Source organism: Dactylosporangium sp. CA-139114, from assembly GCF_050955725.1.
In the GTDB taxonomy this organism is placed as follows: Bacteria; Actinomycetota; Actinomycetes; order Mycobacteriales; family Micromonosporaceae; genus Dactylosporangium.
In genome coordinates this window covers 7,732,661-7,748,826 of the sequence record NZ_CP192080.1, presented here as the reverse complement: position 1 = coordinate 7,748,826, position 16,166 = coordinate 7,732,661, and the positions used below count along the sequence as shown (strand labels likewise).

Below are 16,166 nucleotides of genomic sequence, written 5' to 3'. Positions count from 1 at the left end.
ATGCGTCCGGATCTCCGGTCCGGGCTCGAGTTGGCCGTCGCTGCGGTCGAGCGTGTTGGGGATGACAGCGCGGAGCTGGAGGAAGTCGTCGAGGAGCACCGCTGTACCGGCCCTGGCACAGGCCGCCGCACCTGCGGCCGAGGACCCGCGCGCCGCGCCCGGCCGGCATCGTGGTGCGGCCCGGGACACGCTCTGGGGCCTGGCGCACCGCAACGGCACGACCGTCGCGGACCTGCCGGAGCAGCGTGAGCGCTGAACCGCTTGGTGGCGCCCGGCAGCCGACGGGCTGCGCCGGCTGTCACCGCCGCTGCGCCGGCTCGCCGGAATGGCCGCCGCCGGGGAGTATCTCGGGCTGGTGGCCGGCCGTGACCCGGAGCAATGGCCGGCCGCATCGATGAAGTGTGACCGATCGGCCGGTCCGTGCCGCCGCGGCCGTCGCCGTCGCTCAGTGCGGCCCCGAGATCGGCGCCGTGAAGCAGCCGCCGACCCGGGCGGTCGTGTGTCGCCGGATCAGCCGCAGCCGGATCAGGGTCTGCCAGGTGCGGGCGATGTCCGTGGTGGCGAGGACCCAGGCGCGGGCGCGGGCCTCGGCCAGCGTCGTGGGCTCGGAGAAGAGGTTGAGGTACAACTTCGTGCTCTTCGGCAGCAGGAAGATCGGCCCGTCGTCGCGGCGGAACGCGAGACGGCCCGCGGGGAAGGCGCTGCGCGGGACGGCGTACAGGTCGCAGTACCGGGAAAGGACCGCCGGATCCGGCTGCGGGATGAACCGGCCGTTGACGACGAACGGGGTGTCCTCGTCCTCGGGGCCCATCTCACGGTCGCGCTCGAGGCGCCTGCGCACCGCGGTGCCGTAGCGGTCGTGGTAGAAGAACGTGTGCGGGGTGTCGACGGCGCCGAGCCACGGCCGGTCGTAGTGCCCGGCGCCGAGGCGCCGCTTGGCCTCGGTGACGTCGTCCTTCGCGGCCTCGGAGATCGGCTCGTCGTACATGAGCGCCGGGGCGATGTCGCCGCCGGGCGGCCGGCGGATGTTGGTGATGCCGAAGCGCTCCGGCTGCTTGGCGACGATCGCGCCGGGGGTGAGCACGAAGTCGCCGAGGCCGCCGAAGGTCCAGAGGTCGCGGTGCTCCAGAAGGAAGTCGATGGAGTCCATCGCCTCCTCGCGGGTCTCCGTCGGGAAGCCCGTGAAGCCCATCATCTGCACGCCGATGCCCGCCCCCGACACGAAGGTGACGCGTAACCGTGTGGGATGGCTTGTCGTCATCGCAGAGCATACGGCCTGGCTGGAAGCCGATAAGCGGTGGCGCAAGATGCGGGGCGCTGGGAAGACTGAAGCGCGGTGGGCTCGTGAAGCTCGCCCGCTCGAACAGGGTCCTGCCCACCTCGCGGAGGCCAACAGCTGGGACCAATGGCCGCGTGACGTGACGATCAACGGTCGGCGGATCTAGCCAGTGCCTTGACCGCGAACGTTCACCGGCTCGACGACACACCGGGCCGCGTCCGCTGGTAGTCGCCGGTGCAGGGGGCATTGCCTGGCACAAGAGCGCTGGGAGGGCCATCAAATCCCGTCCTCCGGCCTGATGGAACCGGTTTGGAGGCTGTCCGGGTTGAGGATGCGGTCGAGGAGGCGAAGCCGGAACGCGGCGGTGAGCGCCGCGAACCATACGACCAGTGCCGGGATCACTGTGGTGAAGACGGCAGGGCCCGGTCCGGTCAGTCCGAAGTAGCTCGACAGTGCCGGCACGAACAGCACGGCGGCGAAGACGACGAGGAGTACGGCGACCAGCAGCGTCGGGCGACGGTCCGGGGTGGGCGGGGTCCAAGCGGCGAAGAACCGGGCGGGCGGGGCAAGGAACAGCAGGAGGACGAATGAGGCCAGGCAGAAGAACGTGGACAGGCCGGTCTGCGCCCCGATCGCCGCTGACGCCGCGACGAAGTCGGCGCCTTGGCCGGCGGCCAGACCGGTGTAGGTCTCGAAGTCGGTGACGACATCGGCCGGTGCGCGGCCTGAGGTGAGGAACTTGGTGAGCGACTCGTAGAGGATCGCGTAGACGGCGGTGCCGATGCCGGCCGTGGTCAGGGCGGCCGGGATGACGAAACGGGCGAGGTTGGTCAGCGGGCGTGGGTCGGGTGGCGTGGCCGGTGCCCAGCGGGTCAGGAAGTACGTGGGCACGCCGACCGTGAGCAGTGTCAGGCCCACTTGCGCGGGGGCGTAGGGGAAGCCGAGGCCGAGCATGGTCACGGCGAGGATCACCAGCGCCTGCGAGGCGACCCGGGCTAGGAAGACGTACATCGAGGTGGTGATGCCGTTGACGATGCGGCGGCCTTCGTGCTGGGCGGGCAGCAGGGCGGCGAAGGAGTCCTCGAGCAGGACGATGTCGGCGACGTCGCGGGTGACCGCGCTGCCGCTGCGCATCGCCACGCCGACCTGGGCGCTTTTGAGGGCGCGGGCGTCGTTGACGCCGTCGCCGATCATGGCGACGTAGTGGCCCTGCCGGCGCAGTGACCGCACGATGCGTTCCTTCTGCTCGGGGGCGACCCGGCCGAACACCGAGGTGGCGGCTACGACCCGGTCGAGGGCGGCGTCGTCGAGCCCGTCCAGGGTCGGGCCGGCCATCGACGCGCCGCCGTCGAGGCCGGCTTGCGCCGCAAGGGCGGCGACGGTGCGCGGGTTGTCGCCGGAGAGGACTTTCAGCGCCACGCCGTCGGCGTGGAAGCGGCTGACGCTTTCGGTGACCTCGGGGCGCAGCTCGTCGGCGAGGGCGACCAAGCCGGCCGGCGTCAGCGGCGGCAGGGCGGGCCGTCCGTCCGCGTCGCGGAGTGCGGCGTGCGGATCGATGGGACGGGCCAGCAGTAACACCCGCAGACCACCGGCCGTGTGCTCGGCGACGACGGCTTGGGGCGGCGGCGTGTCGAGGTGGGCGGCGAGGGCGTCGGGGGCGCCGAGGACCCAGGTGCCGCCGTCGCCGGCGACGGCGGACCAGCGCAGCGAGGAGGTGAACGGCACCTCGTCGCGGACGGTCCAGGCCGTGCCGGGCAGGCTCGCCGCGAGCGCGGCGGTGGTGAGATTGGGGGTCGTGGCGCTGCGGGCCAGCCGGCCTAGCGTCGCCTCGACGTCGCCGGTGTCGTGCCCGGCGAGCGGCACGACGTGGGCGACGGTGAGCCGTCCGGTGGTCAGCGTGCCGGTCTTGTCGGTGCAGACCACGTCGACGTTGCTGACCGACTCGACAGCGTTGACCTGCTGGACCAATGCCCCCCGCTTGGCGATCGCGGCGGCGCCGCCGGTGTAGGCGACGGCGATGAGCAGGAACAGCCCGTACGGGATCAGCCCGGACAGCACGGCGGTGATCTGCACGGTGCGCAGCAGGCTCAGGCCCGCGATGGCGGCTTGGCCGAGGATGGCACCGCTCATCAGCACGGTCAGGGCGATGACCAGGCGGACGATGAACTCGATCCGCCGCTGCAGCGGAGTCTTGTCCGTGCTGGACCGCCGGGCCTGAGCGGTCAGCCGCCCGGCGTAGCTGCGCGCGCCGACATCGCGGGCGAGCTGATGGCATTCGCCGGCCACGCAGAAACTCCCCGAGCGCAGGTCGTCGCCGGGCTCTTTCGCCACCGGCTCCGACTCGCCGGTGAGCAGCGACTCGTCCGCCTCCGCCCGGCCGCCGTCGAGCACCGGGCCGTCGACGACGATCTGGTCGCCGGCCCGCACCCGCACCACGTCCCCGCGAACGACGGCGTCCGGTGCAACCTCGACCTCGCGACCGTCACGGACGACTCGCACCGCCGCCCGGTCGAGCAGTTGCAGCCGGTCGAGCTTGCGCTTTGCGCGGATCTCCTGCACCGCGCTGATGACGGCGTTGATCAGGCCGAGACCGACGCTGATCAGCGCGTCGCTGTAGCGGCCAAGCGCGAGCAATGCCACGCCGATGACGAACAGGACCGTGTTGAAGAAGGAGAAGACGTTGGCTCGCAGGATGGCCGCATAGCTGCGGGTCGCGGCGCCGGCGGCGGTGTTGGCCTCGCCGCTCCTGCGGCGTGCCTCGGCCTCCCGGCTCGTCAGACCGAGCCGGGCCTGGTCGGGTCGTACGTCCACCTGCGATGCCACCTTTGCACGTTGAGTAGCGCAAAGGTGACCCTACGTCATCTTCTCGGGCGGGGCGGCTCGGCACGCGCTGGGAAGGCCCAGCCCGCACCGTCGGAGCGGGACGGGTGGCGACGCCCTGGCGGAGCGGGAGCGTGCACGGCGTTCATCGGCGGCCGAAGCCCGTGCCGGCCGGGGCCTGACCTGCGGTGACGGTGGCGACTGCCGCGCCCGAGCCAAGGGTGCCGGACTGCGCGAGGCCGCCGATGCTGGTACCGGTGGCGGTGCCGCCGGTGTAGATCTTGTACTGGCTGCCGGTGGTGATGTTCGGGCCGGAGTAGACGATGTTCTGGACGGTCTTGGTGGTGACGAAGGTGGCCAGGACGGTGCCGTCGGCGGCGGTGATGTGGATGGTGGTGCCGGCGGCGACGGTGCTGGTGAGGGTCGCGGACAGCCAGCCCTGGGCGGAGTCGGTGCCGGGGGCGACGGCCATGCCGGCGCTGCCGGCGGCGAGCAGGACGCCACCGCTGATGGTGAAGCTGCCGTTGACGTCGAGGGCGCCGTTGCCGCGCGTGACGGGGCCGTTGACGACGACGGTGCCGCCGGTGATCTCGGCGGTGCCGTTGGAGTCGAAGCCGTCGCCCTCGGCGTTGATGGTCAGGGTGCCGCCGGAGATGGTCGCCTTGTACGGGCCGACCTGCTCGCCGCCGCCACCGCCGCCGCGCTGGTTCTGCCCGCCGGTGTTCGCGGTGGTGCTGCCGGAGGCGTTGAGGCCGTCGTCGCTGGACACGATGCTTGTCGTGCCGCCGGCGATGGTGATGTTCGCCGACTCGATGCCCTCGTTGGAGCGGGTGACGTCGACCGTACCGGCGTCGATGAGCAGGGCGGTCTCGGCGTGCACGCCGTCGTCGCCGGCGGCGATGGCGCCGGTCAGCGCGTTCCCGGCGGCGCCCGCCGGCGTCCGGCCCGGGCCGGCCGCCGCCGCGCCCCGTCCCTCCGTGATCATCGGGCCCGGTGTGACGATCCAGGGCAACGTGGCCATCTACGGCGACGACTCCCTCATGCCGCGCGACGATCCGGAGCACGACGATCCGGCCCCGGCACCGCCGCGGTCCGCCCGGCCGCGCCGGCGGGGCGGGTTCGGGCTGCTGCGGCGCCTGCGGTTCGCGGCGCTGCCGCTGCTGCCCGTGGCGCTCGTCATGGTCCTGACCCCGTGGGGCCGCGGCCTGCTCGCCGACGGCCGGGCCAGGGCCGAGTCGCTGTTCGGTGCCGGGCCGAGCCCGAGCGCCTCGTCCCCGGCGAGCGAACCCGCCCCGCCGGCTTCGGCGTCCTCGGCGCCGGCCACCGCGCCCGCGACCGTGCAGCTCCAGCCGAGCTCGGGCAAGGCCGGAGTGGCGGTGCAGCTGACCGCACACGGATTCGCGGCGGGGGAGAAGATCGAGGCCCGGGCCGGCACGAAGCTGCTCACGACCCTCACCGCGGACGCCGGGGGCACGGCGGAGGCGAGCGTGACGGCGGCCCGGGCGGGCACGAAGGCCGGGGCGGTCGTCGTCCAGCTCGTGGGCCGGACGAGCCGGAAGTCCGCCAAGGCCACATACCGCGTCGCCTGACCGGCCGGGTGCGCGGGGCCGCTCCCGCGAGCAGCCCGGCGCTCCTGCCGAGGCGTCCGGCAGTCCTGCCGGGCGGCGGCGGCGCACGGCCGAGCGGCGGCGCTCCTGCCGGGGCGTCCGGCACTTTGCCGAGCGGCGGCGGCGCTCTTGCCGGGCGGCGGCGCATTGCCGAGTGGCTCGGCGCCACTGGCGAGCGTCGCGGCGCTACTGTCGAGCGGCCCGGCACGAACGGCGGACGATGTCGGGCGATGCGCCGATGGCATCCGCACACGACGTACGGTTCGCTCTGACTACATGTGGCAGTGTGCGGTCTGCGGCATCAGCAACGGTGCCGACGTTGCGGCCTGCGGGTCGTGCGGTGCCCGGCGCCCGGCTTCGAGCGCACCCAGCGGCCCGGTCCCGAGCGGACCCGGCCCGGTTCCGAGCGTGTTCGGTCCGGCTTCGAGCGTGGCCGGCCCGGTTCCGAGTGTGTCCGGTCCGGCTCCGAGTGCGCCCGGCCCGGCCGCCGAGGGGCTCGGGGCGTGGCCGCCGCCCGGCACGCTGGCCGCCGATCCGCCCGTCGCGTGGCCCGCATCCGCGTCGGCCGACGCGTTCGGGTCGTGGTCGCCCGCGAGCGCGCCGCCGAGCGCCGGTGGCGAAGGAGCCCCGGCCTCGGGGCCGCCCGCGCCGAACTGGCCGGCCTCGGGGCAGCCCGCGCCTGACTGGTCTTCCGCAGGGCAGCCGGCGACGAACTGGCCTGGCTCCGGCGCGCCGGTGGAGTCTGGCGATCTCGCGGCGGAGAACTGGCCCGGCGCCGGGCCAGGGCTCGGGCAGACGCCCCCGCCGTGGGTCACCAGCGCGCAGCCTCAGCCGCCGTGGGCCGCCGGGACGCAGCCTCAGCCGCCGGGGGCGGATGGCGCGCCGCCTCAGCCGTGGGCCGCCGGGACGCAGCCTCAGCCGCCGGGGGCGGATGGCGCGCCGCCTCAGCCGTGGGCCGCCAGGACGCAGCCTCAGCCGCCTCAGCCGCCGTGGGCCGTCAGCGCGCCGCCTCAGCCGTGGGCCGATGGGACGCAGGCTCAGCCGCCTCAGCCGCCTCAGCCGCCTCAGCCGCCGTGGGTGACCAGCGCGCCGCCTCAGCCGTGGGCCGATGGGACGCAGCCTCAGCCGCCGTGGGGCGCCGGGGGGCCGGCCCGGAGCCGGCCGATCTGGATCTTCCCGGCGATCGTGGCGGTGGTGTTGCTGCTGGCGGGCGGTACCGTCGCGTTCGTCCTGCGTGACCGCTGGCTCCCCGGCTCCGGGGGCGGGGCGAGCCCGACCACGGGTCCGACGGGCACCGCGAACCCGATCGTCCCGACGGCGACCGGCACCGCCGGGCCCACGACGGCGGCGCCGACCACCGCCGCACCCACGACCGCGGGGCCGACGCTGCCGGCGAGCGTGGGCGCGGTACGGCTGGATCCGAGTCTCGACCCCGCGCAGGCGCCGGCCGTGGCCGCGGTCTTCGACAAGTACTTCGCCGCCGTGAACGCCCGCGACGCGAGCGCCGCGCTCGCCGTCATGGACCCCGGCGGCTCGATCAAGCAGGGTGACGCGAGCGCCGTGCAGCGCTTCACCGACGGCATCTCCACGAGCACCGACGACGACATCCTGCTGCTGAGCCTCGGCTCGGACCCGACCGGCAAGGGCATCCTGCAGGCCCATGTCACGTTCCGCAGCCGGCAGCAGGCCGGCAAGGGCCCGAAGGGCCGCGAGTCGGAGACGTGCACGCGCTGGGACGTGACGTACTCGATCACCCAGCCCGGCGGCGAGTACCGCATCTGGGGCAGCACCAACGCGGGCAGCCGCCCCTGCTGAGGCCGCCGCGGGCGTGAGCCGTGCCGCGGGGCGGCCGCGGCCGGGCCGTGCGGGATAGCATCCGCGGCGTGCTGGAGTCGACCCGAGCCGTGCGCGTCGCCGCCGTCCTGACCGTCGTCCTCGCGATCGGCGTGGCCTTCGGCATCCGGGCACTCGCCGGCGGCACGCTGTTGAGCAACGGCCCGCTGCAGCAGAACACCGGCACGGCGCTCTACGCGTCGGCCGTCTACGCCGGCGTGGTCTTCCTCGCCCCGAGATGTAGCCCGCTGACCGCCGGTGCGTACGCACTGGCCTGGTGCTGGGGCACCGAGACGTTCCAGCTGACGGGGATTCCGCACGAGATGAGCCGGTACAGTCTCGCGTTGCGTCTGATCTTCGGCGATGCCTTCGACTGGCTCGACATCGCCTGGTATCCCGCGGGAATCGTGCCCCTCGTCCTGCTGGAGCTCCTGGTGAGGCCGCGGCGCCGGGCCGTGTGACCGGGCGCCGCGGGGGCGGGATCAGGTGGCGGTGATCGCGCCGGTCGCCAGCAGGGCGACGAGGATGCCGCCGACGGCGACGCGGTAGTACACGAACGCGGCGAAGGTGTGCCCGGCGACGTACTTGAGCAGCCACGCGATGCTGATGTAGGCCACGATGAAGCTGATCACCGTGCCGACGCCGGTCTGCACCCAGCCGACCGTGGCGGCGATCTCGTCGGCCCGGGTGACGGCCTCGAGCAGGCCGCCGCCGGCCAGCGCCGGGATGCCCAGGAAGAACGACAGGCGGGTCGCGGTCACCCGGTCGAGCCCGCGGAACAGCGACGCGCTGATGGTGGCGCCGGAGCGCGAGACGCCCGGGACGACCGCGATGCACTGCGCGAGGCCGATGATGAGCGAGTCCTTCCACGTCACGTCGCCCTCGGCGCGCTTCTGCTTGCCCAGGTGGTCACCGAGCGTCATGACGACGCTCCACACCACCAGGCCCGCGGCCACGAACCACATGCTGCGCAGGACGCCCTCGATGGCGTCCTTGAACAGCAGGCCGACGATGACGATCGGGATCGAGCCGACGATGACGTTGATCGCCATCCGCCAGTCCTCGTGCCGGCGCGCCTCGGCGTTGAACAGGCCCCGGAACAGCCCGGTGACGAACCGGATGATGTCCTTGCGGAAGTAGATGACCGCCGCGAGGATCGCGCCGACCTGGATGACCGCGGTGAACGCCGTGACGCCCTTGTCGTCGATCGGGATGCCCATCAGCTTCTCGGTGATGGTCAGGTGTCCGGTCGAGGACACCGGGAGGAACTCCGTCACGCCCTCCACGACGCCCAGCACGATCGCTTCCCAGATCTGCAACGCCGTTTCCTCCTCGCCGCGCCGACTCGCCGCAGAGGAACTTACCGGACGCGGCTGAGAAGACTTTCAGTCGCGGTGGTGCTGGTTGGCGTGCCCGGCGGCGAGCTCCTCCCGCAGCTCGCTCAGGTGCTCGGTGTCCTGCGGCAGGTCGAGCCGCTCGAGCAGCTCGAGCGCGGGCGCGATCTCCAGCGAGCCATAGACGTCATGGAAGCTGTACAGCACGCCGCTGAACACGGCCCGCCGCAGCCGCTCGTGTTCGGCGGCCGCGGTGTAGACCGGATACTTGAGCTTCCACGGAACCGGGCCGCTCACCTTCAGCACCGCGCCGGCGCGCCGCTGCAACCCCTCGTCGTCCTCGCCGAGCCGGTTCACGTCGCGGGCCAGCACCTCGGTGAACGCGCGCTCGACGGTCTCGATGTCCTCGAACCAGTCGACCCACAGCGAGTACAGCACCGCCTCGCTGGGCCGCGGCTGTTCGAGGTGCTCGCGGATCGCCTGCCAGTGCGTGGCCCAGAGCTGCTCGTCGTCGGCGGCGTTGACGAACCAGCGCAGCTCGACGGTCACCCAGTAGGCGTCGAGGATCTCGAGCAGCCCGAGGCCGATCTCCAGCTTCTCGGCGTTCGAGAGCGCCTCGTCGCCGCGGATCTCCGGCATCAGATCACGAGCGGCATCGTTGGGGTCACCGTCCGTGTCGAGCTCGTGCGCGGCCAGCCAGGCGCGTGTGCGGTTGCTGCGTGCAGTCTCCACGATCGACAAGTATCACCGGTCGAGCGCGTTCCCGCGCTACCGCGGATCCGGACCGTGACCTGCGCCCCACAAGATCGACCGATCGCGACGGCGGCCCGCCCGGCTCCGCGGGCGTCAGGCGGCGGATCCGAGGTTCCGGTCGAGTTCTCCCATCGCCCGCAGGGCGGTGCGCAGTTCGCGGCGCGCGGCCTCGAGGTCGATGTGCACCGCGGCCGCGAGGGCAGCGTTGCGGATGTAGGTCGACAGCGGCTGCCCGGCCGCGGCCGCCGCCGCGGCGATGGAGTCGAGCTCGCCGCGGCTGAACCGGACCGACACCACCGAGCGGATCTCCGGGGCGGGCTCGCTCGCGACCTCCTCGCCCGCCGCCAGGTCGCGGTGCTCGTACAGGTCATCGGCCGCGGCCTGCATCTCGGCCACACTCAGTCCGGTGACCCCGTCGATCTCGTCGCTCATGACTGCTCCCATGCGGTGATCGGGTATGCCGTGTTCGTCTCCGCGAGGTAGATGAACGCCACCGCCAGCTTCCGGCCCGCGTCGGTCACCCCGAACGCGAGGTGCGTCGCCACCCGGCCGCGCAGGTTGCGCCGGACGATCGGCCGACCGGCGAACACCTCTTCGATCTCGGTGCGCGTCGCACGCTTGGTGGCGTAGGTGGTGTTGATGTCCCACTGGACCAGCAGGACCTTCACCGGAGGCATGCGTCGACCCCTCCTCAGGGTAATACACGGCGACGGCCGAGGTAATACGCGGCAGGCAAATGGCCACATGGCCATATCAGAGCGGGAGGACGCCGAGGGGGAGGGGGCGGTTCGCCACGTGGTCGAGCAGGGTCGCGCGCAGGGCCTGGGCCGCGTGGGGCAGCACCGACCCGCGCCGCTGGGCCAGGGCGATCGTGCGGTGCACGCCCGGCGCGACCAGCGGCGCCGCGTGCAGCAGCGGCCGGTTCACCAGCGCCATGCTCGGCACCAGCGCCACCCCGAGCCCGGCCTCGACGAAGGCCAGCACCGCGTCCATCTCGCCGCCCTCCACGGCGTACCGCGGCGTGAACCCCGCCCGCCGGCACGCCTCGAGCGTCGTGTCGCGCAGGTCGTACCCGGTGCGGAACATGACCAGCGGGGTGTCGCGCAGCTCGGTGAGCGCGATGCGCGGCGCGGACAGGGGCGCGACCGAGGCGACGACGAGGCTCTCGCGCAGCACCGGCACGGTCGACAGGGCCGGGTCGGTGCCGCGCGCGGGCTCGACGATCAGGGCCAGGTCCAAGCCGTGCGCGACGAGCGCGGCGACGAGGTCCTGGGAGCCGCCCTCGTCGACGTGCAGCTCGATGTCCGGGTACCGCTCGTGGAACTCGCGCAGCACCAGCGGTACCAGTGACGTGCACAGACTCGGCGTCGCGCCCAGCCGCACCCGTCCGCGCCGCAGGCCGACCACCTCCTGCACGGCGTCCCGGGCGCCGTCGGCGTCGGCGACGACCCGGCGCGCGAGCGGCAGCAGGGTCTCGCCCGCGGTCGTGAGGGCCACGCCGCCCCGCGAGCGTTCGAACAGCGGGGCGCCCAGCGCCGACTCCAGGGTGTGAATTTGTTTACTCAGTGTCGGCTGGCTCACACCGAGTTGCTCCGCCGCGCGGGTGAAATGTCGTACTTCGGCGACGGTCACGAAGTATCGGAGCTGCTGCAGCTGCACCTTCATAGCGTACGGCTATCGTGACTGCGACCGTCATGCATTGGACGAATCGCGAAGCCCGCCCCTAGCGTCGGCGGAGTGGCGGTAATGACGGCAGAACGGACGAACCGGGTCAAGCCCCGGCGCAAGACCTCGTCCGTCGCGCTGAAGATCCTGATGGCGGGCACGGGCCTGCTGCTCGTGCTGTTCCTGTTCGCGCACATGGCCGGCAACCTGAAGATCTTCGTCGGGGCCGAGGCGTTCGACCACTACGCGCACTGGCTGCGCGACCTGGGCGCCCCGCTGCTGCCGCACACCGGGTTCCTGTGGCTGCAGCGCGCCGGGCTCACCGTCGCCGTGCTCGCCCACATCGCCGCGGCCGTCGTGCTGGCCCGCCGGGCCCGCGCCGCCCGCCCGGTCCGCTACGCCCACCGGCCCAAGGTGCAGGGCAGCTACGCGGCCCGGACCATGCGCTGGGGCGGCGTGATCATCCTGCTGTTCGTGGTCTTCCACATCCTGGACCTGACCACCGGCACCGTGAACCCCGTCGGCGACCACGACCACCCGCACGCCAACGTGGTCGCGGACTTCGCGCCCGGCCGCTGGTACGTGACGCTGTTCTACACGCTCGCGATCGTCGCGGTCGGCTTCCACCTGCGCCACGGGATCTTCTCCGCGCTGCGCACCCTCGGCCAGCGCTCCGCGCGCGGGGAGCGCATCACCCGGGCGATCGCCCTGGTGGTGTCGCTCGTGCTGGTCGTGGGCTACCTCTGCGTACCGTTTGCCGTTCTGACCGGGCTGGTGAAATGAGCATGAACCTCTGGAGCGAGGGCGACCCGATCGCCGACGCGGCCGCCCCCGACGGGCCGATCGAGACCCGCTGGGAGCGGCGGCAGTTCGCCGCGAAGCTCGTCAACCCGGCCAACAAGCGCAAGCTCACGATCATCGTGGTCGGCACCGGGCTGGCCGGCGGCTCCGCGGCGGCGACCCTGGCCGAGGCCGGATACAAGGTCCGCTCGTACTGCTACCAGGACAGCCCCCGCCGCGCGCACTCGATCGCGGCCCAGGGCGGGATCAACGCCGCCAAGAACTACCGCAACGACGGCGACTCCGTGTACCGGCTGTTCTACGACACGGTCAAGGGCGGCGACTTCCGGGCGCGGGAGTCCAACGTGTACCGCCTCGCCCAGGTCTCGGTGAACATCATCGACCAGTGCGTGGCCCAGGGCGTGCCCTTCGCCCGCGAGTACGGCGGCCTGCTCGACAACCGCTCCTTCGGCGGCACCCAGGTCTCGCGCACCTTCTACGCCCGCGGCCAGACCGGCCAGCAGCTGCTGCTCGGCGCCTACCAGGCCCTGGAGCGCCAGATCGCGGCCGGCAACGTCGAGATGCACGCGCGCCACGAGATGCTCGAGCTCGTCGTGGTCGACGGCCGGGCCCGGGGCATCGTCGTGCGCGACCTCGTGACCGGCGAGATCACCACCGACCTCGCCGACGCCGTGGTGCTCGCCTCGGGCGGCTACGGCAACGTGTTCTTCCTGTCCACGAACGCGAAGGGCTGCAACGTCACCGCGTCGTGGCGCGCGCACCGGCAGGGCGCCCTGTTCGCCAACCCGTGCTACACGCAGATCCACCCGACGTGCATCCCCGAGTCCGGCACGCACCAGAGCAAGCTCACGCTGATGAGCGAGTCGCTGCGCAACGACGGCCGCGTCTGGGTGCCGGTGCGGGGCGGCGACGACCGCGCCCCGGCCGACATCCCCGAGGACGAGCGCGACTACTACCTGGAGCGGATCTACCCGTCGTTCGGCAACCTGGTGCCGCGGGACATCGCCTCCCGGGCCGCCAAGAACGTCTGCGACGAGGGCCGGGGCGTCGGCCCCGGTGGGCTCGGGGTGTACCTCGACTTCGCCGACGCCATCGCCCGGCTGGGCCGGCCCGCGGTCGAGGCCAAGTACGGCAACCTCTTCGAGATGTACGAGCGCATCACCGGCGACGACCCGTACGTCACCCCGATGCGCATCTACCCGGCCGTGCACTACACGATGGGCGGGCTCTGGGTCGACTACGACCTGCAGTCCAACCTCCCGGGCCTGTTCGTGGTGGGCGAGGCGAACTTCTCCGACCACGGCGCCAACCGCCTCGGCGCGTCCGCGCTGATGCAGGGGCTGGCCGACGGGTACTTCGTGCTGCCCAACACCATCAACGACTACCTCGCCGCCGGCCCCTTCCCCAAGGTCGCCGAGTCCGACGCGGCCGTGGTCGCGGCCCGGGCCGCCGTGCAGGAGCGCATCGCGAGGCTCCTGGCCGTCGACGGGGACCGCACCGTGGACTCGTTCCACCGCGAGCTCGGCCACATCATGTGGGAGTACTGCGGCATGGAACGCACCGAGGAGGGCCTGACGAAGGCGATCAGCCTGATCCGGGCCCTGCGCGAGGAGTTCTGGACCCGCGTCAAGGTGCCCGGCACCGGCGAGCAGCTCAACCAGAACCTCGAGCGCGCCGGGCGCGTCGCGGACTTCTTCGAGCTCGCCGAGCTGATGTGCGTCGACGCCCTGCACCGCGCCGAGTCGTGCGGCGGGCACTTCCGCGCCGAGAGCCAGACCCCGGACGGGGAGGCCATGCGCCACGACGAGCAGTTCTCCTACGTCGCCGCCTGGGAGTTCGCCGGTACCGGTGAGCCGCCCGTGCTGCACAAGGAGGCGCTCGACTTCGAGTACGTCCACCCGAGCCAGCGGAGCTACAAGTAATGGACATCAAGCTGCGTGTGTGGCGCCAGAGCGGGCCCCAGGACCGGGGCCGCATGGTGACGTACGAGGTGCGGGACATCTCGCCGGACGCCTCCTTCCTGGAGATGCTCGACGTGCTCAACGAGCGGCTCATCGTCGAGGGCGAGGAGCCGATCGCCTTCGACCACGACTGCCGCGAGGGCATCTGCGGCATGTGCGGCATGATGATCAACGGCGTCGCGCACGGCCCGCTCAAGGCCACGACGACGTGCCAGCTGCACATGCGCCACTTCAAGGACGGCGAGACGATCGACGTGGAGCCGTGGCGGGCGGCGGCCTTCCCGGTCGTGCGCGACCTCGTCGTGGACCGCAGCGCGTTCGACTCGATCATCCAGGCGGGCGGATACATCACCGCCCCGACCGGCGCCGCCCCCGACGCCCACGCCACCCCGGTGCCCAAGGCCGACGCCGACGCCGCGTTCGAGGCGGCCACGTGCATCGGCTGCGGCGCCTGCGTGGCCGCGTGCCCGAACGGCTCGGCGATGCTCTTCACCGCGGCCAAGGTCGGCCACCTCGGCCTCCTGCCGCAGGGCCAGCCGGAGCGCGACACCCGCGTGCTGGGCATGGTCGCCGCGCAGGACGAGGCCGGCTTCGGCGGCTGCACCAACGCGGGGGAGTGCACCACCGTGTGCCCCAAGGGCATCCCGCTCACCCTGATCGGCCGGCTCAACAGCGACTACCGCAAGGCGGCCACCGGACGGCGCGGATAAGCTTCCGACTCATGCAGTTGTCGGAGCTCGCCGGGCGGCGGGTGGCGGTCTGGGGCACCGGCCGGGAGGGCATCGCCGCGATCGAGGCGATCGCCCCGGTCGGGCCCGCGTCCCTCGTCGCCGTGCAGGACAAGACCACGTTCCTGGCCGCCTCGCGGTGGGACGGGGCCGTGCCGCTGTTCGAGGGTGAGGCGATGGGCCCGGCCCTGGACGGGGTCGAGGTCCTCGTGCGGTCCCCGGGCGTCGGCGAGTCCAACCCGTGGATCCAGCGGCTGCGCCGGCGCGGGGTCGTCATCACCGGCGGTACCGCCCTGTGGATGGCCGGGCACGCCGGGCAGACGATCGGCGTGACCGGCTCCAAGGGCAAGAGCACCACCACCACGCTGATCTCGCACCTGCTCACCGCGACCGGCCGCCCGAACGAGCTGGGCGGCAACATCGGCGTCGCGGTGCTGTCGCTGCCGCCGGCCGAGCGGTACGTGCTGGAGCTGTCGATGTACCAGTGCGCGGATCTTCAGGACTCGCCCCGCGTCTCGGTGATCACGTCGCTGTTCGAGGAGCACCTGGACTGGACCCGCGACGGGCTGCCGTCGCAGTACTACGCGCACAAGCTCAACATCGCCATGCACGGGCCGGAGGCGGTCGTCTACAACGCGACCGACCCGACGCTGCGCGCCGAGCTGGCCGCGCGCCCCGGGCTGCCGCTGGTCCCCGTCGAGCCATGGGAGGCCGACGGCTGGATCGTGCGCCACGGCGAGCGGCTCTTCCCGCGCGACGCCTTCCCCCTGCGCGGGACCCACAACACCGGCAACCTCAGCGTGGCCCTCGCCGCGCTGGAGGCCGCCGGCGTCGACGTCGCCGGTGAGCGGGCCGCGATCGAGGCGGGGCTGCGCTCGTACACCCCGCTGCCGCACCGCCTCACCCCGATCGCGGACCCCTCCGGCGTCGAGTTCGTCAACGACTCGCTGTCCACCGCGCCGCAGACGACGATCCACGCCATCGAGGCGTACGCCGGGCGCCCGCTCGTGGTGCTCGTCGGCGGCCAGGACCGCGGCATCGACTACACGCCGCTGCGCGACTACCTGCGCGACAAGGCCGTACCGCTGACGCTGGTGGCGATCCCGGACAGCGGCGAGCACATCCTCGACGTCGTCGGCGAGCTGCCGAACGTCCGCCGGGAGGTGGCCGAGGACCTGCCCGCCGCCGTCGCGCTGGCCCGCGGGCTGGTCCCGGCGGGCGGCGTGGTGCTGCTGTCCCCGGCCGCCCCCAGCTACGGCCGCTACGACAACTACGAGGCGCGGGCGAAGGCGTTCATCGCCGCGATCGAGTCGACCCGGGGCGTGTAGCGGCGGGACGGTTGCCCGCCGTGGGAGCCCGGGCCACGACGCTCGCGTTCTTCGGCG

The 16,166-nt window shown here is 72.8% G+C and carries 16 protein-coding genes; 8 read left to right on the top strand and 8 right to left on the bottom strand.

Translation table 11 applies throughout. The annotated features are described in order from the left end of the window. Nucleotides 1-61: 61 nt before the first annotated feature. Nucleotides 62-256: a hypothetical protein gene (locus tag ACQP2P_RS34530; RefSeq protein ID WP_433608093.1), complete on the top strand. Its 195-nt coding sequence runs from the start codon at nucleotides 62-64 to the stop codon at nucleotides 254-256. Between the two features lie 189 nt (nucleotides 257-445). On the opposite strand, the gene ACQP2P_RS34525 is transcribed toward ACQP2P_RS34530, so the two are convergent. The 3 genes from ACQP2P_RS34525 to ACQP2P_RS34515 form a co-directional block, all read right to left on the bottom strand. Then, nucleotides 446-1,261: a hypothetical protein gene (locus ACQP2P_RS34525; protein WP_433608091.1), complete on the bottom strand. Its 816-nt coding sequence runs from the start codon at nucleotides 1,259-1,261 to the stop codon at nucleotides 446-448. A 294-nt stretch (nucleotides 1,262-1,555) separates the two neighbouring features. Further along, complete coding sequence (locus tag ACQP2P_RS34520) at nucleotides 1,556-4,090, bottom strand: HAD-IC family P-type ATPase (protein WP_433608089.1); 2,535 nt, start codon at nucleotides 4,088-4,090, stop codon at nucleotides 1,556-1,558. A 154-nt stretch (nucleotides 4,091-4,244) separates the two neighbouring features. Beyond that, nucleotides 4,245-5,084, bottom strand: a complete 840-nt coding sequence (locus tag ACQP2P_RS34515; protein WP_433608087.1) for a carbohydrate-binding domain-containing protein — start codon at nucleotides 5,082-5,084, stop codon at nucleotides 4,245-4,247. Between ACQP2P_RS34515 and ACQP2P_RS34510 the strand changes: the two genes are divergently transcribed. From ACQP2P_RS34510 to ACQP2P_RS34500, 3 genes are all read left to right on the top strand, one after another. Next, entirely contained in the window at nucleotides 5,077-5,688 is a 612-nt protein-coding gene (locus ACQP2P_RS34510) for a hypothetical protein (RefSeq protein ID WP_433608085.1), read from the top strand. The genes ACQP2P_RS34515 and ACQP2P_RS34510 overlap by 8 nt on opposite strands. A gap of 1,203 nt (nucleotides 5,689-6,891) precedes the next feature. Next, a complete protein-coding gene (locus ACQP2P_RS34505; protein WP_433608083.1) occupies nucleotides 6,892-7,521 on the top strand; it encodes a hypothetical protein in 630 nt (209 codons plus the stop codon). Between the two features lie 68 nt (nucleotides 7,522-7,589). Then, the gene (locus ACQP2P_RS34500; RefSeq protein ID WP_433608081.1) at nucleotides 7,590-8,000 is read left to right on the top strand and encodes a DUF2809 domain-containing protein; all 411 of its coding nucleotides are present in this window, start codon (nucleotides 7,590-7,592) and stop codon (nucleotides 7,998-8,000) included. A 21-nt stretch (nucleotides 8,001-8,021) separates the two neighbouring features. Here ACQP2P_RS34500 and ACQP2P_RS34495 read toward each other — a convergent pair whose 3' ends face one another. The 5 genes from ACQP2P_RS34495 to ACQP2P_RS34475 form a co-directional block, all read right to left on the bottom strand. Beyond that, nucleotides 8,022-8,858 (bottom strand): undecaprenyl-diphosphate phosphatase, encoded by an 837-nt coding sequence (locus tag ACQP2P_RS34495; RefSeq protein WP_433608079.1) that lies wholly within the window; start codon nucleotides 8,856-8,858, stop codon nucleotides 8,022-8,024. Nucleotides 8,859-8,924: 66 nt separating this feature from the next. Beyond that, a complete protein-coding gene (locus ACQP2P_RS34490; RefSeq protein WP_433608077.1) occupies nucleotides 8,925-9,605 on the bottom strand; it encodes a hypothetical protein in 681 nt (226 codons plus the stop codon). A 114-nt stretch (nucleotides 9,606-9,719) separates the two neighbouring features. Further along, nucleotides 9,720-10,058, bottom strand: coding sequence for a plasmid mobilization protein (locus ACQP2P_RS34485; RefSeq protein ID WP_433608075.1), 339 nt, complete (start codon nucleotides 10,056-10,058; stop codon nucleotides 9,720-9,722). Then, on the bottom strand, nucleotides 10,055-10,303 hold the full coding sequence (locus tag ACQP2P_RS34480; RefSeq protein WP_433608073.1) for a hypothetical protein: 249 nt from the start codon (nucleotides 10,301-10,303) through the stop codon (nucleotides 10,055-10,057). Before ACQP2P_RS34480 ends, ACQP2P_RS34485 begins: the two co-directional genes overlap by 4 nt. A gap of 76 nt (nucleotides 10,304-10,379) precedes the next feature. Next, entirely contained in the window at nucleotides 10,380-11,291 is a 912-nt protein-coding gene (locus tag ACQP2P_RS34475; protein WP_433608071.1) for a LysR family transcriptional regulator, read from the bottom strand. Between the two features lie 150 nt (nucleotides 11,292-11,441). On the opposite strand from ACQP2P_RS34475, the gene ACQP2P_RS34470 reads away from it, so the two are divergent. From ACQP2P_RS34470 to murD, 4 genes are read left to right on the top strand one after another with little or no spacing between them, the layout of a single operon-like run. Further along, a complete protein-coding gene (locus tag ACQP2P_RS34470) occupies nucleotides 11,442-12,074 on the top strand; it encodes a succinate dehydrogenase cytochrome b subunit (RefSeq protein WP_433619375.1) in 633 nt (210 codons plus the stop codon). A gap of 2 nt (nucleotides 12,075-12,076) precedes the next feature. After that, entirely contained in the window at nucleotides 12,077-14,014 is a 1,938-nt protein-coding gene (locus tag ACQP2P_RS34465; RefSeq protein ID WP_433619373.1) for a fumarate reductase/succinate dehydrogenase flavoprotein subunit, read from the top strand. Further along, nucleotides 14,014-14,763: a succinate dehydrogenase/fumarate reductase iron-sulfur subunit gene (locus ACQP2P_RS34460; protein WP_433608069.1), complete on the top strand. Its 750-nt coding sequence runs from the start codon at nucleotides 14,014-14,016 to the stop codon at nucleotides 14,761-14,763. Before ACQP2P_RS34465 ends, ACQP2P_RS34460 begins: the two co-directional genes overlap by 1 nt. A gap of 11 nt (nucleotides 14,764-14,774) precedes the next feature. Continuing rightward, on the top strand, nucleotides 14,775-16,109 hold the full coding sequence (gene murD, locus ACQP2P_RS34455) for a UDP-N-acetylmuramoyl-L-alanine--D-glutamate ligase (RefSeq protein WP_433608067.1): 1,335 nt from the start codon (nucleotides 14,775-14,777) through the stop codon (nucleotides 16,107-16,109). The last annotated feature ends 57 nt before the right edge of the window (nucleotides 16,110-16,166 follow it).

Excerpts from the sequence above, each read along its gene's own strand:
- ACQP2P_RS34530 (WP_433608093.1), top strand. The coding sequence starts at position 62 with ATGACAGCGCGGAGCTGGAGGAAGTCGTCGAGGAGCACCGCTGTACCG.
- ACQP2P_RS34525 (WP_433608091.1), bottom strand. The coding sequence starts at position 1,261 with ATGACGACAAGCCATCCCACACGGTTACGCGTCACCTTCGTGTCGGGG.
- ACQP2P_RS34515 (WP_433608087.1), bottom strand. The coding sequence starts at position 5,084 with ATGATCACGGAGGGACGGGGCGCGGCGGCGGCCGGCCCGGGCCGGACG.
- ACQP2P_RS34485 (WP_433608075.1), bottom strand. The coding sequence starts at position 10,058 with ATGAGCGACGAGATCGACGGGGTCACCGGACTGAGTGTGGCCGAGATG.
- ACQP2P_RS34480 (WP_433608073.1), bottom strand. The coding sequence starts at position 10,303 with ATGCCTCCGGTGAAGGTCCTGCTGGTCCAGTGGGACATCAACACCACC.
- ACQP2P_RS34475 (WP_433608071.1), bottom strand. The coding sequence starts at position 11,291 with ATGAAGGTGCAGCTGCAGCAGCTCCGATACTTCGTGACCGTCGCCGAA.
- ACQP2P_RS34470 (WP_433619375.1), top strand. The coding sequence starts at position 11,442 with ATGGCGGGCACGGGCCTGCTGCTCGTGCTGTTCCTGTTCGCGCACATG.
- ACQP2P_RS34465 (WP_433619373.1), top strand. The coding sequence starts at position 12,077 with ATGAACCTCTGGAGCGAGGGCGACCCGATCGCCGACGCGGCCGCCCCC.
- ACQP2P_RS34460 (WP_433608069.1), top strand. The coding sequence starts at position 14,014 with ATGGACATCAAGCTGCGTGTGTGGCGCCAGAGCGGGCCCCAGGACCGG.
- murD (WP_433608067.1), top strand. The coding sequence starts at position 14,775 with ATGCAGTTGTCGGAGCTCGCCGGGCGGCGGGTGGCGGTCTGGGGCACC.